This window comes from Microbacterium sp. NIBRBAC000506063, assembly GCF_017968845.1.
Lineage (GTDB): Bacteria > Actinomycetota > Actinomycetes > Actinomycetales > Microbacteriaceae > Microbacterium.
Window position 1 is genome coordinate 1,678,747 of record NZ_CP072876.1, and the last position, 23,521, is coordinate 1,702,267.

Sequence of the window (23,521 nt, forward strand, 5' to 3'; positions counted from 1 at the left end):
TTGAGCACCATCGATGCGACTACTATCGTTTTTCGATAGGTATCGACCGTCTATCGATAGGAACTCGATGCACCCTCGAATCATTCTCGCGCTCAAAGCGCTGATCGTCGTGATGCTCGTCCTTCTGCTCTGCAGCCAGGCGTTCATGCTTCCCGGAGTCGCAGCCGGCGTCGCGGAGCGCAACCCCGATCTCGCGCACCTGGAGCTTCCCGGCGTGATCGGCGGCATCGTGTTCCTCGTGCTCGTCCAGATCGTGCTGCTGTGCGTCTTCCGCCTGCTGACGCTCGTGCGCGCCGACCGGATCTTCAGCCCCGCGGCCTTCCGCTGGGTCGACATCATCTTCGCCACGATGCTCGCCGCGGCGGCCCTGATCGCCGGCGCCTTCGTCGTGCTCAACGTCGCGGACGCCATGAACCCCTCCATCGCGATCCTCGCGCTCCTCGGGATGACCGTGGCCGTCGGCATCGCCCTGCTGGTTGTCGTGCTGAGGGGGCTCCTGCGCAAGGCGCTGCAGCTCGAGCAGGACCTCTCCGAGGTCGTCTGATGCCCATCGTCATCGACCTCGACGTGATGCTCGCGCGTCGCAAGATGAGCGTGCAGGACTTCGCCGACGCGATCGGCATCACCCCCGCGAACGTCGCGGTGCTCAAGAACGGACGCGCCAAGGCCGTGCGCTTCACGACGCTGGACGCGATCTGCCGTGTGCTCGACTGCCAGCCGGGCGACGTTCTGCGCTGGATCCCGGAGGAGGGCGAATGACCGCCGGCATCGACTGGACCGTCCAGGCCGCCGACTTCGTCCTGGACACCGGGCGCTGCCCCGTCTGCGCCGAGGCCGCGCTCGATCAGGGACACTGCCTGGCCTGCGGGGTCGACCTGAGCGGCACGGCGGGGCGTGACGTACTGGACGCGTCGACGGCCGCAGCGCGCGCACTGCGGGAGCGGGAGCGCCTCCTGCGGGCGGCGCATCTCGCCCGTGCCGCTGTGCCGCACACAGTCCGGGCATCGTCTGCAGTCCAGCCCGCCGCCCAGCCTGCCGCATCCGTCGCCGTCGCGGCCTCGGCGGCCCGCCGCCGGCGCGCGCAGGAGCGACCCTGCAGTCGGTGATCGCGACGGCCGGCGCCGCGCTCTTCGCCGTCGCGGCGATCGTGTTCGCCTTCTTCAACCCCGACCTGACCGACCGGACGCTGCGCAGCATCGTGATCGCCGTCGTCACGCTCGTGTTCCTCGCCGGGGCATGGGCGCTCGCACGCCGGCGTCTGCAGTTCTCGGCGGAGGCTGTCGGAGGGCTCGGGCTCGTTTTCCTCGGTCTGGACGTCCATTCCCTCTCCCAGCACGCGACGGCGCTCCACCCCTGGGCGTCCGCGGCGCTCGGCACGGCCGTCGTCGGGACCGTCATGCTGTTCGCGGCGCTGCGCGCCCGCATCCGGATCTGGTTGTGGGCGGCTCTGCTCGGGCTCGCCGCGGTTCCCGGGATGCTCGGGCTCGCCGTCCCGGGCGGCTTCGCCACGGCACTCGGGTTCGCGCTGTCGGCCTTCGCCGCGACGGGGCTGTGCGCATGGACCCCGCGGCTGTCGGCGAGGTTCGCGGAGAAGTCGGATGCCGGACCGGCTCGCCTGCGCGCAGAGGTCGTCACGCTCACCGCGCTGCAGCTGCTGGCGACGGCCTCGGCCGTCGGAGCCGTCCTTCCGGGTGGCGAGGCGCTGCCCTCGGCGCTCATCCTCGCGCTTCTCGCCGGCAACGCCGTCCTCGCCGCCCGGCATCTCCTCCCGCGCACGTGGGCCGTGATCGCCGGCGTCCTCACGGTGGCCGCCGGTGCGATCGCCGCCCGGGCCGTCGCGCCCGTGTTCGGGCGGGGTTCGAAGGACACTTCGCCCTGGCGAGCGGGGGAGCCGCCCTCGCCTTCCTCGTCTGTGCTCTCGTGCCCCTCCCGCCGGGCGCGCCCCGGCGCCCCTCGCCGTCGGTGCTCTGATCGCGCTCGCGGCCGTCAGCGTGCCTTCGCTCATGATCGGTCTGTTCACCGGCGTCGTGCTCATGAGCACGCTCATCGACCCGATGGCCGATGACTGGTCCGTACCGGGAACCTGGTCCGCGGTCGCCGCCCTCGCGGTCACCGGTGCCGGCCTCCTCGGCTTCGGGGTCGTCGCACGGCGTCGTGCCGGCATCCGTCCGCTCCTCGGCGTCGTCCGCGTGTGCGCGGCGATCTATCTGTCGGCCGCCGCGCTGGTGCTCGTCTCCGGCGGCGTGCTCCCCGGGTGGCGAGCATCGTGCTGGCCCTCGGGATGACGGCGGGGATCGGCGCGGTGCTGTGGCGGGTGCGGGTGGATCGGCTCCCGTCCGGATGCTCGTGCTCATCGGCGGACATCTCGCGCTCGCCGTCGCCGTCGTGCTCGCGTGGGGCGACCGTCAGATCATGCCGCTGGCCGGACTCGGCGTGCTCGCCGCGCTCTGGGCGCTCGCGCAGGCGGTTCGGCACGGCAGGAGGTTCGTGCACGTCGGCGCCGGATACGGCTACGCGCTCCTCGTGCTGGCCACGGCGCTGTCGCTGGCCGGTATCGACGGCATCGCGCAGCTGTGCCTGACGGCCTCCGCTGGCCTCATCGGGGCGATCGCGGTCACCTTCCTCCCCGCGATCGGGGCCCGCAACTGGCAGGCGGTGCTCCTGGTGGCCACGGTTCCCTTCGCGATCGGCGTCGTGCAGGTCGTGTTCGAGCGCAGCGGCTGGACGGCGCTGTCGACCGGGCTGATGTTCCTCCTCGCGCTGTCGCTCCTGTTGACCCGCCGCCCAGGCCTGACCGGAGCCGTGCGCACGCTCGCGGCGGGGATGCTCGTGCCGACCCTCGCCGTCGTGCTCGTCTGCCTCGGCGCGCAGCTCCTGCCGATGAGCGGCTCGCCGGTCGTGCTGCCGGTCATCGCCGTCGTCATCGCGCTCGTGCTCCCCAGTGGCATCCTGATCCGCGACGCCCTCGTCGCCCGTGGTCGGAGCACACGGATGGCGGATGCGGCCCGCGTGGCGATCGAGGCCTCCTCGCTGCTGACGGCGGTCATCGCGGTGGCCCTGGCGTTCACGCGCGAGGCGGCGGGACCGGGAGTCGCCTGTCTCGTGCTCCTCATCCTCGGCATCGGCGCCGTGCTGACCGCGCTCGTCGCCGACCGCCGCTACGGCTGGGTGCTCGCCGGCGCTTCGTTCACAGGGGCGCTCTGGTCGCTCTGGTGGCTCGCCGGTGTGGAGCTGCCGGAGGCCTATCTGCTCCCTCCGACGCTCGGGGCCGCGCTCGTCGGCGTGTTCCTCACTCTGCGCGGGGTGCGTGCGGCGGCGCTCTTCACCGCCGCGCTGGTCGTCGCGATCGTTCCCCTCGTCGTGCTCGTGGCCGAGTCGGAGGGTTCGGGTGCCGTCCCCTGGCGGGCGTACGGGCTGCTCGCCGCGGGCGGTGTTCTCGCTGCGGCCGCCGCGCTGCTCGGACGGGGCGAGACCGCCAGGCTGCGGCGCCTGCAGGCGCTGCGGGTCCCGACCGCGCTCGCCGCCGGGATCGCCGCGCCCGCCGGCACGATCCAGGCCGTGCGCTGGGGAGTCGGAGCGGACACGCCCCCTCCCGGCGCCGAGCCGTTCGCGGTGTTCCTGGCGTGCCTCGCGATCAGCGTCCTGTCCGCACTCGTCCTCGCATCGGCGGCCGCCGTCGTCCGCGGGGCACGGGCGGGCTCGACGGAGGAAGCGTCCGGCTCGCGCTGGCTGACGGCTCCGGCCGTCCTCGCGCTCGCGGTCGGCGTGTGGCCGGCGATCGAGCGCGACTGGCCGGTGATCTGGGCGATGTGGACGCTCATGATCGTCGCGCTCGTCGTCGTCGTGATCGCCGCATCCCGTCGCCGGACTTCGCTCCCCCCGGTCTGGTTCCTCTTCGGCGTCGCCTTCGTGACCGGCGTCGTCGCCTGGAGCCCGCGCGATCTGCGGGTGGAGTGGTTCTCCCTGCCGATGGGCGCCTTCCTGCTGCTCGCCGGAGCGATCGGCCTGCGCGCCGCGAACCGGGCGGGCGCTGCGCCGGCCGAGCGGCGCCTCGGCGCCTGGCCGCACGGCTGGGGCGGCTCCTGGGCGCTGCTGGCACCCGGGATCGTGGTGACGGTCTCGGCGTCGATCGTGGCCACCTTCACCGATCCCCTCACCTGGCGCGCCATCCTGGTCATGGTCCTGGCGCTCGCCGCCATCCTGGTCGGCGCTTCCCGGCGGCTCGCGGCTCCCTTCCTCATCGGACTGGTGGTCCTGCCGATCGAGAACGTCTTCGTGTTCTCCGTGCAGCTCGGCCGGAACATCGAGGCCATGCCGTGGTGGATCACGCTGGCGCTCATGGGCGCGGTGCTGTTGATCATCGCCGTGGCGGGGGAGCGCCGCGAGGGAGCCGAGAAGGGGGTCGTCGCCCGCGTGCGCGATCTGCGATGAGCGACAGCGTGCTCGCCGCCGTGCAGCCGCGAGAACGCAGGAAACGTTCTTCCCGGCGCTCGCGCAACGTTCTCCGCGCTCTCGGCGAGGGGCGTCGTCTCGGAGGGATAGCATGAAGCGCATGCGGAAGGGTCTCGGGGTGATCGCCGTCGCGTCGGTGCTGATGCTTGCCGGTTGCGGGAGCGCCGCCCGTGGAGACATCGCGACCTGGGAACTGCGCGACGCGGCATCCGTCACGGCGAGCACCACCGAGCTCGAGGTCCTCGTGACGCGGCTGGGCTGCGCCAACGGGGAGACGGGCGATGTGCACGTGCCGCAGGTCTCCTATGAGAACGATCGTGTGATCGTGAGGATCGATGTCGAGCCTCTGCCCTCCGGGGCCTACAACTGCCAGGGCAACGATGCCGTTCCGGTGACGGTCTCGCTGAGTGAGCCTCTGGGCGACCGACTGCTCGTCGACGGCGCCTGCGCCGAGGCGGATGCGGCGATCACCGTCTTCTGCGGGCACGATGGGGTGCGCTGGGGGTAGCCGCGTCTGATAGGCCCCTTCATCCCTTGGATGCGCGAGGGCATTTGACCGCGAATGTGACGCGGCATTACACTTGATCAAGTCTGTGCACGTCTTGGCGTGCCCAGGTGCAGGGCGCCGATCCCATATCGGTTCCGCCCCCACGGCATACCCACCATCGAAAAGCGCAGTGATTCCGCTGCGCTGGCGGGTCATGATGTGAAACCCATCATGCTGTCACCGTGCAGCACAACAAGGAGAGAACGTGCCAACCATTCAGCAGTTGGTTCGCAAGGGACGCAAGCCCAAGGTCAACAAGACCAAGGCGCCCGCCCTGAAGGCGAACCCCCAGCAGGCCGGTGTCTGCACCCGTGTGTACACCACCACCCCGAAGAAGCCGAACTCGGCGATGCGCAAGGTCGCCCGTGTGAAGCTGCGCAACGGCACCGAGGTCACCGCCTACATCCCCGGCGAGGGCCACAACCTGCAGGAGCACTCGCTCGTGCTCGTCCGCGGCGGTCGTGTGAAGGACCTCCCCGGTGTGCGCTACAAGATCGTCCGCGGTGCCCTGGACACCCAGGCCGTCAAGAACCGTAAGCAGGCTCGTTCCCGCTACGGCGCGAAGAAGGGTTGAGTTAGATGCCTCGTAAGGGTCCCGCCCCAAGCGCCCCGTCGTCAACGACCCGGTCTACGGCGCTCCGATCGTCACCTCGCTGGTCAACAAGATCCTCGTCGACGGCAAGAAGTCGCTCGCCGAGTCGATCGTCTACGGCGCCCTCCGTGGCGTCGAGGCGAAGTCCGGCCAGGATGCCGTCGCCACCCTCAAGAAGGCGCTCGACAACGTGCGCCCCACCCTTGAGGTCCGCAGCCGCCGCGTCGGCGGCTCGACCTACCAGGTGCCGGTCGAGGTCAAGCCTCACCGCGCCAACACGCTCGCCCTCCGCTGGCTCGTCAGCTACGCCAAGGGTCGTCGTGAGAAGACCATGACCGAGCGCCTCCAGAACGAGATCCTGGATGCCTCGAACGGCCTGGGGGCCGCGGTCAAGCGCCGCGAGGACACCCACAAGATGGCCGAGTCGAACCGCGCGTTCGCACACTACCGCTGGTAACAGCTTCGCCCGCCCGGGCCACCAGGCTCGGGCGGGCACCCTCTGACCTGTCGCACGACGACTTCTCGAGAAAAGGAAAACGCCCGTGGCACAAGACGTGCTCACCGACCTGAGCAAGGTCCGCAACATCGGCATCATGGCGCACATCGATGCTGGAAAGACCACCACGACCGAGCGCATCCTGTTCTACACGGGCGTGAACCACAAGCTGGGCGAGACCCACGACGGCGCCTCGACCACCGACTGGATGGAGCAGGAGAAGGAGCGTGGCATCACGATCACCTCCGCCGCCGTCACCTGCTTCTGGAACAAGAACCAGATCAACATCATCGACACCCCCGGCCACGTGGACTTCACGGTCGAGGTGGAGCGCTCGCTCCGCGTGCTCGACGGTGCGGTCGCAGTCTTCGACGGCAAGGAGGGCGTGGAGCCCCAGTCCGAGACCGTGTGGCGTCAGGCCGACAAGTACGGCGTGCCCCGCATCTGCTTCGTCAACAAGATGGACAAGCTGGGCGCCGACTTCTACTTCACCGTCGACACCATCGTCAACCGCCTCGGCGCCAAGCCCCTCGTGCTGCAGCTGCCGATCGGCGCCGAGAACGACTTCGTCGGCGTCGTCGACCTCATCGAGATGCGTGCGCTGGTGTGGCCCGGTGACGCCAAGGGTGACGTGACGATGGGCGCCTCCTACGAGGTGCAGGAGATCCCCGCCGACCTCAAGGACAAGGCCGAGGAGTACCGCCAGCATCTGCTGGAGACGGTCGCCGAGACCGACGAGGAGCTTCTGGAGAAGTTCTTCGGCGGCGAGGAGCTCACGATCGCCGAGATCAAGGGTGCGATTCGCAAGCTCGTCGTGAACAACGAGATCTACCCGGTCCTGTGCGGCTCGGCCTTCAAGAACCGCGGTGTGCAGCCGATGCTGGACGCCGTCGTCGACTTCCTCCCCAACCCGCTGGACGTCGGCGCCATCGAGGCGCACGACCCCAAGGACGAGGAGAAGGTCATCGAGCGTCACCCCGACGCGAAGGACCCCTTCTCGGCGCTGGCCTTCAAGGTCGCCGTGCACCCCTTCTTCGGTCGTCTCACCTATGTGCGCGTCTACTCGGGCGAGCTGGAGTCCGGCTCGCAGGTCATCAACTCGACCAAGGGCAAGAAGGAGCGCATCGGGAAGATCTTCCAGATGCACGCCAACAAGGAGAACCCGGTCGACAAGCTGACCGCCGGCAACATCTACGCGGTCATCGGTCTGAAGGACACCACCACCGGTGACACCCTGGCCGACATCAACCAGCCGGTCGTCCTCGAGTCGATGACCTTCCCGGAGCCCGTGATCGAGGTCGCCATCGAGCCGAAGACCAAGGCCGACCAGGAGAAGCTCGGCACGGCGATCCAGAAGCTCGCCGAGGAGGACCCGACGTTCCGCACCGAGCTGAACGTCGAGACCGGCCAGACGGTCATCAAGGGCATGGGCGAGCTGCACCTCGACATCCTCGTGGACCGCATGAAGCGCGAGTTCCGCGTCGAGGCGAACGTCGGAAAGCCCCAGGTGGCCTACCGCGAGACCATCCGCAAGACGGTCGACAAGCACGACTACACGCACAAGAAGCAGACCGGTGGTTCGGGTCAGTTCGCGAAGATCCAGTTCGCGCTGGAGCCGCTGGACGTCACCGCCGAGAAGACCTACGAGTTCGAGAACAAGGTCACCGGTGGCCGCATCCCCCGTGAGTACATCCCCTCGGTGGATGCCGGTTTCCAGGACGCCATGAACGTCGGCGTGCTCGCCGGCTACCCGCTCGTGGGTGTCAAGGCGACCCTGCTCGACGGTGCCGCGCACGACGTCGACTCCTCGGAGATGGCGTTCAAGATCGCCGGTTCGATGGGCTTCAAGGAGGCCGTCCGCAAGGCCGGTCCCGTGCTGCTCGAGCCGCTCATGGCCGTCGAGGTCCGTACGCCCGAGGAGTACATGGGCGACGTCATCGGCGACCTGAACTCCCGTCGTGGGCAGATCCAGTCGATGGAGGATGCCGCAGGCGTGAAGGTCGTTCGCGCCTCGGTGCCCCTGTCGGAGATGTTCGGCTACATCGGTGACCTGCGCTCGAAGACCTCGGGTCGTGCGGTCTACTCGATGGAGTTCGACAGCTACTCCGAGGTCCCTCGCGCCGTCGCGGACGAGATCGTCCAGAAGACCAAGGGCGAGTGACCCGGTCGGTCGGTCCTGAGCCCGCCTCCGGACCGGCCGGCATCCTTACAACTTCACAGCATCGCAAGAAATCTCTCTACTAAACTGAGAACCAAACCGTAGAGATCCGGTCACAATCCAGTGCCCGGGCACCTCTACATGACCGTCCTGAGGAGGACCTAGTGGCTAAGGCCAAGTTCGAGCGGACCAAGCCGCACGTGAACATCGGAACGATCGGTCACGTTGACCACGGCAAGACGACGCTGTCGGCAGCGATCTCGAAGGTGCTCGCCGACAAGTACCCGTCGGCCACCAACGTGCAGCGCGACTTCGCGTCGATCGACTCGGCTCCGGAAGAGCGTCAGCGTGGTATCACCATCAACATCTCGCACATCGAGTACGAGACCCCGAAGCGTCACTACGCGCACGTCGACGCACCCGGCCACGCCGACTACGTCAAGAACATGATCACCGGTGCCGCCCAGATGGACGGCGCGATCCTCGTGGTCGCCGCGACCGACGGTCCCATGGCGCAGACCCGTGAGCACGTTCTGCTCGCCAAGCAGGTCGGCGTTCCCTACCTGCTCGTCGCGCTGAACAAGTCCGACGCCGTCGACGACGAGGAGATCCTGGAGCTCGTCGAGCTCGAGGTCCGTGAGCTGCTCGCCAGCCAGGGCTTCTCCGAGGACGCTCCGGTCGTCAAGGTCTCGGCTCTGAAGGCGCTTGAGGGCGACGAGAAGTGGGTCAACTCGATCCTCGAGCTCATGGAGGCCGTCGACGAGCACGTTCCGGACCCGGAGCGTGACCGCGACAAGCCGTTCCTCATGCCCGTCGAGGACGTCTTCACCATCACCGGCCGTGGAACGGTCGTCACCGGCCGCGCCGAGCGCGGTACCCTCGCCATCAACTCCGAGGTCGAGATCGTGGGTCTGCGCCCGACGCAGAAGACGACCGTCACCGGTATCGAGATGTTCCACAAGCAGCTCGACGAGGCATGGGCCGGCGAGAACTGTGGTCTTCTCCTCCGCGGCACCAAGCGCGAGGACGTCGAGCGCGGCCAGGTCATCGTGGCTCCGGGTTCTGTGACCCCGCACACCGACTTCGAGGGCACGGCGTACATCCTGTCCAAGGAGGAGGGTGGCCGTCACAACCCCTTCTACACGAACTACCGCCCGCAGTTCTACTTCCGTACCACCGACGTCACCGGCGTCATCACGCTGCCCGAGGGCACCGAGATGGTCATGCCCGGCGACACCACCGACATGACGGTCGAGCTCATCCAGCCGATCGCCATGGAGGAGGGCCTCGGCTTCGCCATCCGTGAGGGTGGACGCACCGTGGGTGCCGGTACGGTCACCAAGATCAACAAGTGAGTCGAGGCGTATCAATGCCGGCATAGCCGGCGTTGATACGCCTGCGACTCAGGTTGAGCGAGGACGCGCTTCGCGCGCCCGAGTCGAAACCTTTCGGTAACCACCGAAGAGCAGAAGCCGCCTCAACCAGATCACTTTCCCGCAAAGGGGTCGGACCTCAGGGTCCGGCCCTTTGTCGTACTCGCGGGCCTTGCCCGTCGAGGGCGCAGGCCGCACAATGGGAGCGTCGGCGACCGCCGGCATCCCTGAGACCTGGAGGGTCACCACGATGACGGATCAGAGCAACGCGGCATCCGATGCCTTCGAGAAGGCGAAGTCGTTCTTCGCCGAGAACTCGGAGAAGCTCGGGGACTCGGCATCCGATGCCCTGGCGCAGGCCAAGGACTTCTTCGAGCAGAACAAGGACAAGATCGAGGAGGCGCTCAAGAGCGAGAAGGTCGAGGACGTCAGCGACAACGTCCTGGACAATCTCGCCGGTTTCGCCAAGAAGGTCCTCGGCGAGGACCAGGCCGCCAGGATCGAGGAGATCCGCAATAACATCGACAAGTCGATAGGAAACGACTGACGACGACGGCCCGTCCGCAGCGGCGACGCTCCCTCCTGGGCGTCGCCGCTGCCGTGTGCGGCGCGGCTTCCGCGCTGCGCAGAGTCGGATCCGGACATATATGCAGTCTGTGGAATGTTGAGCGCGATGCGGAAAACACTTGACGGGATGAAGGAGTCGGCCTATGTTCGCTCTAGCCCGAAGTTCGGTTCAGTTCACTGACGTGCGCTCAGCTTGGGGAAGTCGTTCGCACAGGGACTTCGTGGCATTGGGAACCCTCTTCTGAGGGATTTTGGGGAGTACATGGACGTTTCGCGGGGTGTGCGGGGAGCAGTCGACAGGGCGGCTCTGCCGTCATCGACGTCGCCGTTCACGCGGAACGGTCCGCTGAGCGCGCTGGTCGTGCTGGGCATGCTGCTGTTCGTCAGCGGCGCGAGCCCGATCGCGCTTCGCCATCGGCACCGAGTGCCAGCCGCTCAGTTCTAAGCGCAGGGCGGGTGGCGAGCCCTCGTCGCCACCCGTTCTGTCCCTCCGGCATCCGGGCACAGAGAGCCCTGCCCAAACGTCTAGGTCGCAAACTGGACGAAAGACATAGAATCGTCTGGCCAAAGGTCGACGTTCTGCTATGCTCTGACGTGGGGAGCGCCGATCCGTCCGTGGGTCGGCGACAGATTGTTCGGGGGAGAACAATTGATGTGGGGAAACACGCGCTCGCGCGCGCTCAAGAGCACTCAGCCGCACGGCCGGATCCGGCGTTGGACGTCGATGTTCGCCGCAGGTCTCATGGCGTTCGGCGGCCTCGCCGCGATCGAGATGGTCACAGCAGCGCCCGCGAGCGCGGCCACGATCACCGTCACCAACCCGCAGGCGCAGATGGCCGCACACAGCGGCTGGTCGGGGCGACGGGAAACGCGAACCCGGTCGCCGGCGACTGCATCCGCTACGGCGATAACGCCGGCGGCACGACCGGTACGGCGACCAATACCGCCACCGGCGGCGAAAATGGTACCTCCGGTTCGCCCAATCACTGGACCAACGGTCGATCCGGCTGGGTCTCCGGCGGAACCAACACCGCGTGGTCGGCGCACGGAACCTCGTCCCAGTTCCTCTCGTGCAACACGACGTCCGGTGTGCACCTGGGCAACCAGTCCGCACTCGGCTTCCAGCCCGAGCGATCTCCAGCATCGAGACGGGCACCACCTTCAACCTCGGTCGCATGGCGCACAGCAACAACCCGTGTATGTGACGAACTCGTGGTTCCGCGGCTCCATGAACATCCAGTTCATGGGCATGGACATGAGCTTCCCGTGGCGACTGCATGAGACGCCCAACAACGCCACCCCTCCGACGAACGTCGCCAACAACGATCTGCTCGACTTCCTCAGCCAGACGACGAACCAGACGTTCACGCACGACGGGATCACCTACACGATGGTCGTGCACGGCTTCACCGCCGCGGGAGCGAACAACACGTGCGCGGCGACGCTTCCGGGCGGGGTGACGCCGGTCAACCAGTTCTCGACCGTCGAGACGCAGGTCACCTACGGCTGTCTGTGGGCCTCGGTCGAGCAGGTCCGCAACGTGACCGTCCGGAAGGTGGTGTCCTCGCCCTACGGGACCGCCCGGCGCAGAGCTTCTCCTTCACGAGCGACTCGACCCTCGACGGCTCGGTCTGGGACCAGAACTTCTCCCTGACGCACGGCCAGTCGGTCACCCGCTCCTACAACTCCGGCGAGCAGATCATGATCACCGAGGCGGACCAGTCCGCCCCTGGTCGTTCACGAGCGTCGCCTGTGTCGACGGCACGGGTGCAGCGGTGCCCGGCGTCACGGTCACCGGTCGCACGGTCACGATCCCGCCCGACACCACCACGGCGAACCCCGCCGCCGCGGACATCACCTGCACCTACACGAACACCTACACACCGCGGGCGACCCTCTCCCTCGTGAAGGACGTCGTCAGCACGGGCCAGCCCGCACCGGTCGCACAGCCCGGGCACTGGACCCTGAACGCGCAGGGTCAGGGCGTCGTCTCCGCGGAGAGCGTCTCAGGCCCCGGCAACAGCGCCGCCGTCACCGGCCAGAGCGTCATCGCCGGCACCTACCTCCTGAGCGAGACCGCAGGCAACCCGAACACCACCGGCGGATACCAGCAGGACGGCGCCTGGGTCTGCCAGACCTCCGGCGGCGGCGCCGTTCCCGTGTCGAACGGCAGTGTCACCCTGACGCACGGACAGAACGTCACCTGCACCGTGACCAACCGCTACCAGACCGGCTCGCTCGCGATCACGAAGACCGTGGATGCCGCAGACGACGCCTACACCGCCGGTGCCGCCATGGCTTTCACCGCCGAGTACGTGTGCCTCGTCCCGGGCGGCACGAACCAGATCACCGGCACCGTGACGATCAACCCGGCCGCGACCAACGGTGCCGCCGGCACCGCGGCGACGGTCGCGGACCTCCCGGCCGGCGCCGACTGCACCGTCACCGAGCTGAACGCTCCGACGGGCACCTCCGAGAACCTGGCCAACGGCTCCTATGTGTGGGGATCGCCCACGACGACGCCGTCGACCTCGGTGGAGGTCCCGACGAACGACACGGTCACGGTGAACCTCACCAACCCCGTCTCGCAGAACACGGGCAGCCTCGTCATCACCAAGCAGGTGCAGCCGCGCGACGGCGTTCCGGCATCCGGGTACACCGGCGGCAGCCGCGCCTTCGAGATCGGCTACGTCTGCACGATCGGCGCGGCGACCACCGCGAGCGGCACGATCGAGCTCGCCCACGGCGACAGCGAGACCGTGACCGGCATCCCGGCGACGTCCTCGTGCGCGATCACCGAGACCCAGAGCGCGGTGGACGGCGACTTCGCCGACGCCTCCTACCGCTGGGACGGCACGGACATCACCTCGCCGGTGACGATCCTGACGGATGCCGCGGCGACCGCGACGGTCATCAACCACTTCACCCGCGACCTCGCCGACCTCACGATCGCCAAGCGCGTCGACGGCGCCGGTTACACGGGCGGCGACTTCACGATCGAGTACACCTGCGGCGACGTCTCCGGCAGCGTCACGCTCGCCCACGGTGCCTCCGACACGGTCCAGGTGCCCTCGGGCGTCGAGTGCGAGGTCGCCGAGACCGACGCGCGTCCCGACCTCGCGCCGGGCTACGTCTGGGGCGACCCCGCATACGAGGGACTCACCGACGGCACGGTGACGGCCACGAGCGACGCGCCCGCCTCGGTCACCGTCGTCAACCCGAACGCCATCGGCTTCGGTCGCATCGCGGTGATCAAGCAGATCGCGAACTTCGAGAACCAGGTCAGCGCCGGCACGACGTTCGAGGTCACCGTCGTCTGCGACGCCCCCGCCCAGGGGCAGCAGTCGGACTACTCGCAGGTCTTCACCTTCGAGACCGAGCTCGGCGGCGCGCAGGAGACGCCCTTCCTCCCGATCGGCACGTCGTGCACGGTCGAGGAGACGGCGCTTCCCAGCGGCAGCACCGCACTGCCCGGCGCCTCGTACGCCTGGGTCCAGACCCCGACGTACGAGGGTCTGACCGACGGCGCCGTCACGGTACCCGCCTCGCAGACTCCGGCATCCGTCACCGTCGTCAACGACATCGTGCGCGTCTACGGACCGCTCGCGATCACCAAGACCGTGACCAATGGCACGGATGCCGCGATCACGGCGCCGTTCACCGGCACCTGGACCTGTGTCTTCGGCGGCGAGACCGTCGCGAACGGAACCTGGAGCGCACCGGCCTCCGGCGGCGCGGCGAACCTGTCGAACGCGACGGGCGACCACGCCCAGCTGCTCGTCGGCAGCGTCTGCGAGGTCACCGAGACCGCGCCGGCGAATCCCGTCGACGGCGACAACTCCTACACGTGGGCGGTCGAGCTGCCCACGAGCCTCGCGCCGATCACGACCGCGGGCGTGACCGCCGAGGTGGAGAACACCCTCAGCCGCACGACCGGCTCCTTCTCGGTGACCAAGAGCGTCACCGGCGGCACCGCCGGCGAGCAGTTCGAGGACACCGACTTCACCTTCCACTTCGAGTGCCGGCCCGCCAGCGGCGACCCGATCTCGGGCACCCTGGGCGTGCCCGCCGGAGGCAGCGGCGGTCCCGACGAAGAGATCCCCGCGGGCTCCGACTGCGTCGTGACCGAGGACACCGGGAGTCTCCCGACGCCGATCGACCCCTTCCGCTGGGACGACGTGAGCTTCAGCGTCACGGGCGCCGAGGGCACGCCGGTCGCCGACGGCATCCGATTCACGACTCCCGCCGACGGAGCCACCGTCGCAGTGGCCGTGACGAACACCATGTCGGCCCGAGCCGGCGACGTGAGCGTCCGCAAGCAGGTCACCGCGCTCGGCGACGGCTTCGTCGGCGGGGCCGAGCCGCTGTTCCCGATGACGCTGACGTGCGTGGACCCGACCACCGGCGCCTCCGCGCAGGTCGGGGCGACGCGCACGATCGCCGACGGCGAGACGACGACGTGGACGGGCATCCCGCTCGGCGCCGACTGCTCGGTGCAGGAGGGTGAGATCGCCGACGGTGGACTCAAGGACGCCTCCTTCGCGTGGAGCGCGCCGACCTACAGCCACCCCGAGGGCGTCACGGTCGCCGAGACCGATACCCCGGTCATGACGGTCACGAACTCGATGCACCGTGTCTACGGCGAGATCGCGCTGGAGAAGGTCTTCGACGACGGCGGGCACTCGGGCGTCGTCCCGGCCGACCGCGTCTACGACGGCACCTGGGAGTGCCGCTACGACGGTGCGATCGTCGCCGAGGGCACCTGGTCGGGCACCGGCTCGTCGGCGGGCACCCCGCGACGCTGGTCGCCACCACCGGCGCGATCGATGAGATCCCGCTGACGGCGGAGTGCTCGGTCACGGAGAGCACCCTGGCCGCGCCGAGCGCGAGCGACGCCTCGTTCCGCTGGCTCGACCCGGTCTACACCGGGATCGCCTCGGTCAGTGCGACCCCGAGCGAGAACCTCCTGTCGGTGGGCAACGAGCTCACCCGCGAGACCGGCTCGGTCGTCGTGGAGAAGACGCTCTCCGGTGAGACCGACGGCTTCACCGGTGACGAGGACTTCGCGGGCTTCCCGATCGGCATCGTCTGCGCGCTGGACCCGGCCGACCTCGGGAACGCGGACGCCGAGCACCGCAGGACGGGCGAGGCCACCGTGCTGCCCGGTGCGGGCACGGCGACCCTCATCGCCGACGTCCCGCAGGGCTGGACCTGCGCCGTCAGCGAGGGTGTCTTCACCGGCGGCCTCCACGACGACTCCTACGCCTGGAGCGGGCACACGATCGAGATCGACGGCGACCAGGCGACCGGGCTCACCATCGGCGAGGGCGCGCACGAGGTGACGGTCGACAACGAGATCACCCGGGTCACGGGCACGATCGAGATCACCAAGCACATCGACTCCGCCTTCGACGGCGTCGTCGACGACGACGCGCAGTTCACCGGCGCCTTCACCTGCGTGTACGCGGAGGGCACCGACCGGGAGGAGACGTTCTCGGGCACCTGGACCGTCTCCGGCACGGGTGCGGCGACGCTCACCGGCGACACCGTCCTCCCGCTGGGGACCTCCTGCGCCGTGACCGAGACCGCTCCCGACGACGCCGACCTCGTCGACGCCTCGTGGACCTGGACGGATGCCGTCGTCGACGCCGATCCGGCCACGGTCACGGCAGGCGCCCCGGCCTCCTTCGCCGTCACGAACACGCCGGAGCGCGTCTTCTCGTCGCTGGCGATCGCCAAGGCGCTCGAGGGCCCGTCCGAGGGATTCGCGGATGCCGGACTCACCGTCAGCGGCGACTGGACCTGCGTCTACGGCGGCGAGACCGTCGCCTTCGGACGCTGGACGGCACCGGCCGCCGGGGGAGCGGCGACGCTCGACCCGGCCGCCCCGCAGATCCCGGTCACCGCGGACTGCTCGGTCACCGAGGACACGCTGCGGGACGGCGTCTTCGTCGACGGCTCCTACGCCTGGGGCGCCCACCCCGAGACGCAGAGCGTGGAGATCGAGGCGGGGGAGACGGCATCCGTCACCGTGACGAACACCGTCGTGCGCGTCTTCGGGAGCTTCTCCATCACCAAGGCCGTCGAGCGCGGCGAGGGCGTGAGCGAGCAGGTGCCGGCATCCGCCATCGAGTACTCGGGCACGTACGTCTGCGAGTACGACGGCGTGCAGACCGAGCCGCTCCCGTGGTCGATCACGGGCGAGGGCACGTTCCTGGCCCCCGACGACCACTACGTCGACACCGACTGCTGGGTCGCCGGCGAGGACCAGCCGGCCGCGCCGCATCCGGACGACGACTCCTATCAGTGGGTCGGCGTGCAGATCGGCGACCCGGTGACGATCGAGGCGGCGCCCGCCGTCGCGAACACGACGGTCACCAACACCGTCGCGCGCCTCACGGGCAGCTTCTCGGTCACGAAGGCGTTCGAGGGCGACTCCTCGGGCCTCGTCGACGAGACGCCGGAGTACGGCTTCGAGTGGCAGTGCGTGGCCGCGGACGGCGACGTCTTCCCGGCCGCGGGCGACGGGGAGTTCTCGATCGCCGCGGGCGGCGTGTGGAGTCCTGCCGTCGAGATCCCGGTCGGCAGCGACTGCGTCGTCACCGAGGTCGGGCTGCCCGAGGTGAACGACCCCTCGTACACGTGGGAGACCGAGATGTCGATCGCGGGCGCGGAGGGCACCGACGACGGAGCCTCGATCGCCTTCGAGATCCCCGCGGATGCCGAGGCCTCTGTCCTCGTGACGGCGACCAACACGCTCAGCCGCGAGATCGGCAGCTACGCGATCGCCAAGACCGCAGACCCGATCAGCGGCAGCACGGTCGAGCCGGGCGACGTCATCACCTACACCGTGACCGTCACTCCCGGCCAGATCGGCTTCGTCGACGACGTCGTGGTGGTCGACGACCTCGGCCAGGTCGTCCCGTTCGCCACGCTGGATGAGGACTCGCTCATCGCGTCGGCCGGCTCGGCCGCCGTCTCCGGCGACGCACTCGTCTGGACGATCGGTCGCGTGTCCGCCGGGACACCGCTCACCCTCACCTACGCGGTGACGGTGGATCCGGGCCAGTGGGGCGTCGAACTGCGCAACAGCGTGACCACGACGGGTGAGAACCCGCCGAGCGAATGCCCCGACTGCACCACGGAGCACTACACGCCCGCGTGGGAGATCAGCAAGACCGCCGATCCCGACAGCGGCTCCGCCGTCGTCGCCGGCGACGTGATCACCTACACGCTCACGGCCGCGAACACGACCGAGAAGGCGACGGTGTCGGGAGCGACCGCCACCGACGACCTCTCCGGCGTGATCGGGTTCGCCGAGCTCGGCGCGCTGCCGGACGGCCTCACCCGCGATGGCGACGTACTGACCTGGGCGATCCCGGTCATGGAGCCCGGCGACACGGCCAGCGTCAGCTACGCGGTCACGGTCCGCGAGGGCTTCGACGGCGTGACGATCCGCAACGGCGTCGAGCCGGGCGACGGAGGGGAGTGCGTCGAGGACTGCGCGACCGTCCACCACACGCCGCGCTGGACGCTCTCGAAGTCGAGCGACCCGGCCAGCGGCTCGGTCGTCCTCCCCGGTGGTGAGGTGACTTACACGCTCACCATCGTCAACGAGGGCGAGGTCCCGGTCGCCGGCGCCGTCGCGATCGACGACCTGAGCGGCGTGCTGGCGCATGCCGAGCTGGTCGGCGAGCTTCCGGACGGACTCGAGCTCTCGGGCGAGACCCTCACCTGGACGCCTGGCACGATCGCCGTCGGGGCGACGGTCTCGGTGAGCTACACGATCGCGGTCGACGAGGACGCGCGCGGTGTGACGCTGCGCAACGTCGTCGTGCCGGAAGGTCCCGGCGGCGAGTGCACCGAGGACTGCGCGACCTCCCACCCGGTTCCGGCGTGGACGATCGCCAAGTCGAGCACGCCCGGATCGGGATCGACCGTCGAGCGAGGGCAGACGGTGACCTACACGCTCACCGCCGTCAACGTCGGCGACGGCACGCTCTCGGGTGCGCTCGGAATCGACGATCTCAGCGATGTGCTGGCGCAGGCCACCCTCACGGGAGCCCTCCACCCGACGCTGTCGCTGAGCGGTGAGACGCTCACCTGGACGATCCCCGACCTCGCGCCGGGCGAGACGGCGACGGTGAGCTACGCGGTGACGATCAACGCGGACGCCGAGCCGGCCCCGATCACCAACGTCGTCGTCCCCGCGGGCGCGCCGGGCGGGGAGTGCGCGGAGAGCTGCACGACGACGCACAACGTGCCGGGCATTCTGGAGGGCAGTGACAGCGGCGGCCCCGGATTCCTGGGCGTCACGGGCGCGGACGTGCCCTGGGCGATCGGCGGTGCCGCGGTGGCGGCACTCCTCGCCGGCATCCTGCTCATCGCTTTCGGCCGCAGCCGCCGCGAGAAGGAGAGGCAGGCGGTCTGATCACGTCGTCCCTTGGCCCTTCCGCAAGCCGCTGGAAGGGCCAAGGGCGAGGAACCTCAAGGGTTCCTCAGGAACGTCAGGTTTCCCCAAGACCCTGCGCAGTCCGATTGATGAGGCCTCCGGGGCAGTGGGCATTCTGTCTCCTGGGGAGATGACGTATCCGTCGATGCCCCGTCCGAACCCGAAGAACGGACGGGGCTTTTCCATGGGTGCGCACCAGAGAGACTTCCCTCCGAATGAACCCGATACGGAGACTTCTCATGAACAGATTCGCCAAGGGCGCTGTCGCCGCAGGTGCCGGACTCGTCCTTCTTCTCGGCGGTGCCGGCTCGCTCGCGCACTGGAACGCGCAGGACGCGCTCGACGGGGGACCATCACCGCTGGAACGCTGACGCTCGAGGTCCAGGACGGAGCGTGGGCTCCGGAGATCACGACATGGGTTCCCGGTGACACCGCGACCTACACCGCCGACCTCGTGGTCGCGGCTGCGGGCGACCACATCCGGGGCGCGATCGCGGTCGCGGAGTCGTCGATCACCGGCGACGTCGAGTTCTTCGAGATCGCCTTCGTGACCGGTGCGGCAGAGGTGACCGGCGGCACCGGGTCCTTCGACACGGCGGCCGCCACCTTCAGCGGTCCGGGCGTGTACACCATCCCTGTCGAGGTGACCGTCACCTTCCCCTTCGGCGAGGAAGTGGACAACGATTCGCAGCAGGCATCGCTCGATCTCGAGGGCATCGAGTTCACGGTGAAGCAGACTGCGGCGACGCCGTAGGGCGCTGGACGCCGTAGGGCGCTGGACGCGATGCGGCGCGCAGGGCGGCGCATCGCGTCCGGTTCCGAGTCCCTCTTCTGCGCCCGAAGCGAGGAACACACCGTGAAGAAGGTGAGCGACACCGCGCCGGGACGGGGAGTGCCGGCGCGCTCTCGCGACCGCGCACTTCTCGCGTTCGGCGCTGCCGCCGCCCTGCTCCTCGCGCTTTCATCCATTCCCGCCAGTCCGTACGACCAGGCCGCCCACATCGCAGGGAAGACCCAGAGCACGCCCATCGCCGCGCCGGTGGTCGCAGGCCGGAGGAGGGCGATCGCGATGACGTCGACGGCGGGTATGAGCGCGCTGAGGACATAGGGCAGCCGCTCCCACGGCAGGAGGACGGCTGCGGCGGTGGCCGCGAAGATCATGCTCGTGCCGAGGAGGAGCAGATCGTAATCGCTGACCTGGCCCAGGGCGATGACCGCGCCGGTCGCCAGCAGCACGCCCCCGCCGAGCAGAAACTGGTGGAGGATGATCGTATGAGATCTCGTGCCTCCGCGAGTGCTCGCATCCTGCCTGGTCATGCTCCGACGGGATCGTGTCGAAACGGCGATCGAGAGTGCGTCCCGACCGCCGCGCCGACCGGTGCACCAGGGTGACGCGCGGGCGCGACACGCCCGGGTTTGCGGAAGGCGATCGGGCATGGCAGAATTGACAAGTTCCACATTTCTGCGTGCGCCCGGCGTGCGCAGAATCACTGCCAGGGCAGTGCATAGGCGGCGCACATGCGCAGGGACCTAGGCCGCGGGCAGCAGAACAATCCCGACACCTTGAATATCGAGGTTCTGCCGTGCGCGGCGGAGGTCGGCATCCGCCTTCTGTAAGGCAGGCGGAATGACAGCAGAACAGTGGTGCGCAGATCGGTTCGCAAGATCCTGATCGGTGCCATGGCGTGAAGAACGCCGACGTGCGTCCAATGCCCCCGGGCCACCGGGTCGGTAAGACGCGAGAAAAGAGAGTGAGCAGACAAATGGCGGGACAGAAGATCCGCATTCGCCTGAAGTCGTATGACCACGAGGTCATCGACACGTCGGCGCGAAAGATCGTCGACACCGTGACCCGTGCGGGCGCGACTGTCGTGGGCCCCGTGCCCCTTCCGACCGAGAAGAACGTCGTGTGCGTCATCCGGTCGCCCCACAAGTACAAGGACAGCCGCGAGCACTTCGAGATGCGCACCCACAAGCGCCTGATCGACATCGTCGACCCGACGCCCAAGGCCGTCGACTCGCTGATGCGTCTCGACCTCCCGGCCGATGTCAACATCGAGATCAAGCTCTGAGGTTCGACATGGCTGACATCAACTCCAAGATTTCCAAGGGCATGCTCGGCACCAAGCTCGGCATGACCCAGGTGTGGAACGAGAACGGCAAGCTCGTTCCCGTGACCGTGATCGAGCTCGCACCCAACGTGGTGACGCAGGTTCGCACGCCCGAGAAGGACGGCTACAACGCCGTTCAGATCGCCTACGGCCAGATCGACCCCGCAAGGTCACCAAGCCGCTGACCGCCCACTTCGAGGCCGCCGGCGTCACGCCGCGCCGCCACGTCACCGAGATCCGCACCGCGGATGCTGCTGACTACTCACTCGGTCAGGAGCTCACGGTCGACGGTCTGTTCGAGGCCGGCCAGCTCGTCGACGTCGTCGGCACGAGCAAGGGCAAGGGCACCGCGGGTGTCATGAAGCGCCACAACTTCGCGGGCGTCTCGGCATCGCACGGTGCACACCGCAACCACCGCAAGCCCGGTTCGATCGGCGCCTCGTCGACTCCGAGCCGCGTCTTCAAGGGCATGCGCATGGCCGGCCGTATGGGCGGCGAGCGCGTGACCGTCCTCAACCTCACGGTGCACGCCATCGACGCCGAGAAGGGTCTGCTGCTCGTCAAGGGCGCCGTCCCCGGCGCGCGCGGCCGCATCGTCTACGTCCGCAACGCAGTGAAGGGGCCTGAGACACATGGCTGACTCGACTCTCGCGCTCGACGTGCGCAGCGCCGCAGGCAAGAAGGCAGGCTCTGTCGAGCTTCCCGCCTCGGTGTTCGACGTCAAGACGAACATCCCGCTCATCCACCAGGTCGTCGTCGCGCAGCGCGCGGCGGCACGCCAGGGCACGCACGCCACGAAGACTCGCGGCGACGTCTCCGGTTCCGGCCGCAAGCCCTTCAAGCAGAAGGGCACGGGCAACGCCCGTCAGGGTTCGGTCCGGATGCCGCAGCACCGCGGCGGTGGCACCGTCCACGGTCCGCAGCCGCGCGACTACTCGCAGCGCACCCCCAAGAAGATGATCGCCGCCGCCCTCGCGGGCGCGCTCAGCGACCGCCTTCGCGGTGAGCGCCTGCACGTCATCGAGTCCTTCGGCATCGAGGGCACGCCCTCGACCAAGGCCGCCGCGAGCTTCCTCGCCGAGGTCGCCCCGTCGAAGAACGTGCTCGTCGTGATCGAGCGCAATGACGAGCTGACCATCAAGAGCGTGCGCAACCTGCGCAACGTTCACGTGCTCAGCTTCGACCAGCTCAACGCCTACGACGTGATCGTCTCGGACGACATCGTCTTCACCAAGGCCGCCCTCGACGCGTTCATCGCGTCGCGGACCGGCTCCAACGAGGAGGTCTCGGCATGACCGCGAAGGACAACGTCCTGGCCACGGCCGGCAACAAGGACCCGCGCGACATCATCCTGAAGCCGGTGGTCTCTGAGAAGAGCTACGGCCTCATCGACGAGGGCAAGTACACGTTCCTCGTGGACCCGCGCGCCACCAAGACCGAGATCAAGCTCGCCATCGAGAAGATCTTCGGCGTCAAGGTTGCCGGCGTCAACACGATCAACCGCGTCGGCAAGGCCCGCCGCACCCGCTTCGGCACCGGCAAGCGCAAGGACACCAAGCGCGCCATCGTGACCCTGAAGTCGGGCACCATCGACATCTTCACGGCAGTCGGCTGACGGTCGGGATAGAGGACTAGAGATATGGCTATTCGCAAGTACAAGCCCACGACCCCGGGTCGCCGCGGCTCGTCGGTGGCCGACTTCGCCGAGATCACCCGATCGACGCCCGAGAAGTCGCTGCTGCGCCCGCTGTCGAAGACCGGTGGTCGCAACAACCAGGGCCGCATCACGACGCGTCACATCGGTGGTGGCCACAAGCGCCAGTACCGCATCATCGACTTCCGTCGCAACGACAAGGACGGCGTCAACGCCAAGGTCGCGCACATCGAGTACGACCCCAACCGCACCGCGCGCATCGCGCTGCTGCACTACTTCGACGGTGAGAAGCGCTACATCCTCGCCCCGAACAAGCTGCAGCAGGGCGACATCGTCGAGTCGGGTCCCGCCGCGGACATCAAGCCCGGCAACAACCTGCCGCTGCGCAACATCCCCACCGGTACCGTGATCCACGCGATCGAGCTGCGTCCCGGTGGCGGTGCGAAGCTGGCCCGCTCGGCCGGCGCCGGCGTCCGCCTCGTCGCCAAGGACGGCCCTTCGCGCAGCTCCGTCTGCCGTCGGGCGAGATCCGCAACGTCGACGCCCGCTGCCGCGCCACGATCGGCGAGGTCGGCAACGCCGAGCAGTCCAACATCAACTGGGGCAAGGCCGGCCGCAAGCGCTGGAAGGGCGTCCGCCCGACCGTCCGCGGTGTCGCCATGAACCCGGTCGACCACCCGCACGGTGGTGGTGAGGGCAAGACCTCCGGTGGTCGTCACCCGGTCAGCCCGTGGGGTCAGGCCGAGGGCCGCACCCGTCACCCCAACAAGGAAAGCGACAAGTACATCGTGCGTCGCCGTACCGCCGGCAAGAAGCGCAAGTAGGAGTAGAAGAAGATGCCACGGAGTCTCAAGAAGGGCCCCTTCGTCGACGAGCACCTGCTGCGCAAGGTGGTCGGGCAGAACGAGGCCGGAACCAAGAACGTCATCAAGACCTGGTCGCGCCGATCGATGATCATCCCCGCGATGCTCGGTCACACGATCGCCGTCCACGACGGTCGCAAGCACATCCCCGTGTTCGTGACCGAGACCATGGTCGGCCACAAGCTGGGCGAGTTCGCGCCCACCCGCACCTTCCGCGGCCACGAGAAGGACGACAAGAAGGGCCGTCGCCGCTGAC

Annotated in this window: 20 protein-coding genes and 3 pseudogenes; 22 read left to right on the forward strand and 1 reads right to left on the reverse strand. The window is 68.6% G+C overall.

Annotated features, from left to right (window positions below):
* Positions 1 to 67 precede the first annotated feature (67 nt).
* The 16 genes and pseudogenes from KAE78_RS09605 to KAE78_RS09680 all read left to right on the forward strand — a co-directional run bounded on the left by KAE78_RS09605 (position 68) and on the right by KAE78_RS09680 (position 19,008).
* Positions 68 to 544, forward strand: coding sequence for a DUF2975 domain-containing protein (locus KAE78_RS09605; RefSeq protein ID WP_223170687.1), 477 nt, complete (start codon positions 68 to 70; stop codon positions 542 to 544).
* A complete protein-coding gene (locus KAE78_RS09610) occupies positions 544 to 759 on the forward strand; it encodes a helix-turn-helix domain-containing protein (RefSeq protein ID WP_223170688.1) in 216 nt (71 codons plus the stop codon). The genes KAE78_RS09605 and KAE78_RS09610 overlap by 1 nt, the downstream gene beginning before the upstream one ends.
* On the forward strand, positions 756 to 1,106 hold the full coding sequence (locus KAE78_RS09615; protein WP_223170689.1) for a hypothetical protein: 351 nt from the start codon (positions 756 to 758) through the stop codon (positions 1,104 to 1,106). The genes KAE78_RS09610 and KAE78_RS09615 overlap by 4 nt, the downstream gene beginning before the upstream one ends.
* Positions 1,103 to 2,065, forward strand: coding sequence for a hypothetical protein (locus tag KAE78_RS09620; RefSeq protein ID WP_223170690.1), 963 nt, complete (start codon positions 1,103 to 1,105; stop codon positions 2,063 to 2,065). The genes KAE78_RS09615 and KAE78_RS09620 overlap by 4 nt, the downstream gene beginning before the upstream one ends.
* The gene (locus tag KAE78_RS09625; RefSeq protein WP_223170691.1) at positions 2,034 to 2,285 is read left to right on the forward strand and encodes a hypothetical protein; all 252 of its coding nucleotides are present in this window, start codon (positions 2,034 to 2,036) and stop codon (positions 2,283 to 2,285) included. The genes KAE78_RS09620 and KAE78_RS09625 overlap by 32 nt, the downstream gene beginning before the upstream one ends.
* A gap of 55 nt (positions 2,286 to 2,340) precedes the next feature.
* Positions 2,341 to 4,431 (forward strand): SCO7613 C-terminal domain-containing membrane protein, encoded by a 2,091-nt coding sequence (locus KAE78_RS09630; protein ID WP_223170692.1) that lies wholly within the window; start codon positions 2,341 to 2,343, stop codon positions 4,429 to 4,431.
* A 112-nt stretch (positions 4,432 to 4,543) separates the two neighbouring features.
* Positions 4,544 to 4,960, forward strand: a complete 417-nt coding sequence (locus KAE78_RS09635) for a hypothetical protein (protein WP_223170693.1) — start codon at positions 4,544 to 4,546, stop codon at positions 4,958 to 4,960.
* Between the two features lie 244 nt (positions 4,961 to 5,204).
* On the forward strand, positions 5,205 to 5,573 hold the full coding sequence (gene rpsL / locus KAE78_RS09640) for a 30S ribosomal protein S12 (protein ID WP_223170694.1): 369 nt from the start codon (positions 5,205 to 5,207) through the stop codon (positions 5,571 to 5,573).
* 5 nt (positions 5,574 to 5,578) lie between these two features.
* Positions 5,579 to 6,048: pseudogene (gene rpsG, locus KAE78_RS09645) on the forward strand (30S ribosomal protein S7).
* A gap of 85 nt (positions 6,049 to 6,133) precedes the next feature.
* The gene (gene fusA / locus KAE78_RS09650) at positions 6,134 to 8,248 is read left to right on the forward strand and encodes an elongation factor G (protein ID WP_223170695.1); all 2,115 of its coding nucleotides are present in this window, start codon (positions 6,134 to 6,136) and stop codon (positions 8,246 to 8,248) included.
* 161 nt (positions 8,249 to 8,409) lie between these two features.
* A complete protein-coding gene (gene tuf, locus KAE78_RS09655; RefSeq protein WP_223170696.1) occupies positions 8,410 to 9,600 on the forward strand; it encodes an elongation factor Tu in 1,191 nt (396 codons plus the stop codon).
* 268 nt (positions 9,601 to 9,868) lie between these two features.
* Positions 9,869 to 10,165, forward strand: a complete 297-nt coding sequence (locus KAE78_RS09660) for an antitoxin (RefSeq protein ID WP_223170697.1) — start codon at positions 9,869 to 9,871, stop codon at positions 10,163 to 10,165.
* Positions 10,166 to 11,386: 1,221 nt separating this feature from the next.
* Complete coding sequence (locus tag KAE78_RS09665) at positions 11,387 to 11,839, forward strand: choice-of-anchor K domain-containing protein (RefSeq protein WP_223170698.1); 453 nt, start codon at positions 11,387 to 11,389, stop codon at positions 11,837 to 11,839.
* A 121-nt stretch (positions 11,840 to 11,960) separates the two neighbouring features.
* A complete protein-coding gene (locus tag KAE78_RS09670; RefSeq protein WP_223170699.1) occupies positions 11,961 to 15,026 on the forward strand; it encodes a DUF5979 domain-containing protein in 3,066 nt (1,021 codons plus the stop codon).
* Positions 14,912 to 18,616, forward strand: coding sequence for a DUF5979 domain-containing protein (locus KAE78_RS09675; RefSeq protein ID WP_223170700.1), 3,705 nt, complete (start codon positions 14,912 to 14,914; stop codon positions 18,614 to 18,616). The genes KAE78_RS09670 and KAE78_RS09675 overlap by 115 nt, the downstream gene beginning before the upstream one ends.
* Positions 18,617 to 18,876: 260 nt before the next feature.
* Entirely contained in the window at positions 18,877 to 19,008 is a 132-nt protein-coding gene (locus KAE78_RS09680; protein ID WP_223170701.1) for a SipW-dependent-type signal peptide-containing protein, read from the forward strand.
* Positions 19,009 to 19,075: 67 nt separating this feature from the next.
* Here KAE78_RS09680 and KAE78_RS09685 read toward each other — a convergent pair whose 3' ends face one another.
* Entirely contained in the window at positions 19,076 to 19,873 is a 798-nt protein-coding gene (locus KAE78_RS09685; RefSeq protein ID WP_223170702.1) for a hypothetical protein, read from the reverse strand.
* A 527-nt stretch (positions 19,874 to 20,400) separates the two neighbouring features.
* On the opposite strand from KAE78_RS09685, the gene rpsJ reads away from it, so the two are divergent.
* The 6 genes and pseudogenes from rpsJ to rpsS all read left to right on the forward strand — a co-directional run bounded on the left by rpsJ (position 20,401) and on the right by rpsS (position 23,520).
* A complete protein-coding gene (rpsJ, locus tag KAE78_RS09690; RefSeq protein ID WP_017201594.1) occupies positions 20,401 to 20,709 on the forward strand; it encodes a 30S ribosomal protein S10 in 309 nt (102 codons plus the stop codon).
* Positions 20,710 to 20,717: 8 nt separating this feature from the next.
* Positions 20,718 to 21,388, forward strand: a pseudogene (gene rplC / locus KAE78_RS09695) (50S ribosomal protein L3).
* Positions 21,381 to 22,043, forward strand: a complete 663-nt coding sequence (gene rplD, locus KAE78_RS09700) for a 50S ribosomal protein L4 (protein WP_223170703.1) — start codon at positions 21,381 to 21,383, stop codon at positions 22,041 to 22,043. Before rplC ends, rplD begins: the two are co-directional and overlap by 8 nt.
* A complete protein-coding gene (gene rplW / locus KAE78_RS09705) occupies positions 22,040 to 22,363 on the forward strand; it encodes a 50S ribosomal protein L23 (RefSeq protein WP_223170704.1) in 324 nt (107 codons plus the stop codon). The genes rplD and rplW overlap by 4 nt, the downstream gene beginning before the upstream one ends.
* A gap of 24 nt (positions 22,364 to 22,387) precedes the next feature.
* Positions 22,388 to 23,226 (forward strand): annotated as a pseudogene (gene rplB / locus KAE78_RS09710) (50S ribosomal protein L2).
* A 12-nt stretch (positions 23,227 to 23,238) separates the two neighbouring features.
* On the forward strand, positions 23,239 to 23,520 hold the full coding sequence (gene rpsS, locus KAE78_RS09715) for a 30S ribosomal protein S19 (RefSeq protein ID WP_223170705.1): 282 nt from the start codon (positions 23,239 to 23,241) through the stop codon (positions 23,518 to 23,520).
* The last annotated feature ends 1 nt before the right edge of the window (position 23,521 follow it).

Excerpts from the sequence above, each read along its gene's own strand:
- KAE78_RS09630 (WP_223170692.1), top strand. The coding sequence starts at position 2,341 with ATGCTCGTGCTCATCGGCGGACATCTCGCGCTCGCCGTCGCCGTCGTG.
- KAE78_RS09625 (WP_223170691.1), top strand. The coding sequence starts at position 2,034 with ATGAGCACGCTCATCGACCCGATGGCCGATGACTGGTCCGTACCGGGA.
- rpsS (WP_223170705.1), top strand. The coding sequence starts at position 23,239 with ATGCCACGGAGTCTCAAGAAGGGCCCCTTCGTCGACGAGCACCTGCTG.
- rplD (WP_223170703.1), top strand. The coding sequence starts at position 21,381 with ATGGCTGACTCGACTCTCGCGCTCGACGTGCGCAGCGCCGCAGGCAAG.
- rpsJ (WP_017201594.1), top strand. The coding sequence starts at position 20,401 with ATGGCGGGACAGAAGATCCGCATTCGCCTGAAGTCGTATGACCACGAG.
- KAE78_RS09605 (WP_223170687.1), top strand. The coding sequence starts at position 68 with ATGCACCCTCGAATCATTCTCGCGCTCAAAGCGCTGATCGTCGTGATG.
- KAE78_RS09680 (WP_223170701.1), top strand. The coding sequence starts at position 18,877 with ATGAACAGATTCGCCAAGGGCGCTGTCGCCGCAGGTGCCGGACTCGTC.
- KAE78_RS09635 (WP_223170693.1), top strand. The coding sequence starts at position 4,544 with ATGAAGCGCATGCGGAAGGGTCTCGGGGTGATCGCCGTCGCGTCGGTG.
- KAE78_RS09660 (WP_223170697.1), top strand. The coding sequence starts at position 9,869 with ATGACGGATCAGAGCAACGCGGCATCCGATGCCTTCGAGAAGGCGAAG.
- KAE78_RS09610 (WP_223170688.1), top strand. The coding sequence starts at position 544 with ATGCCCATCGTCATCGACCTCGACGTGATGCTCGCGCGTCGCAAGATG.
- KAE78_RS09615 (WP_223170689.1), top strand. The coding sequence starts at position 756 with ATGACCGCCGGCATCGACTGGACCGTCCAGGCCGCCGACTTCGTCCTG.
- rplW (WP_223170704.1), top strand. The coding sequence starts at position 22,040 with ATGACCGCGAAGGACAACGTCCTGGCCACGGCCGGCAACAAGGACCCG.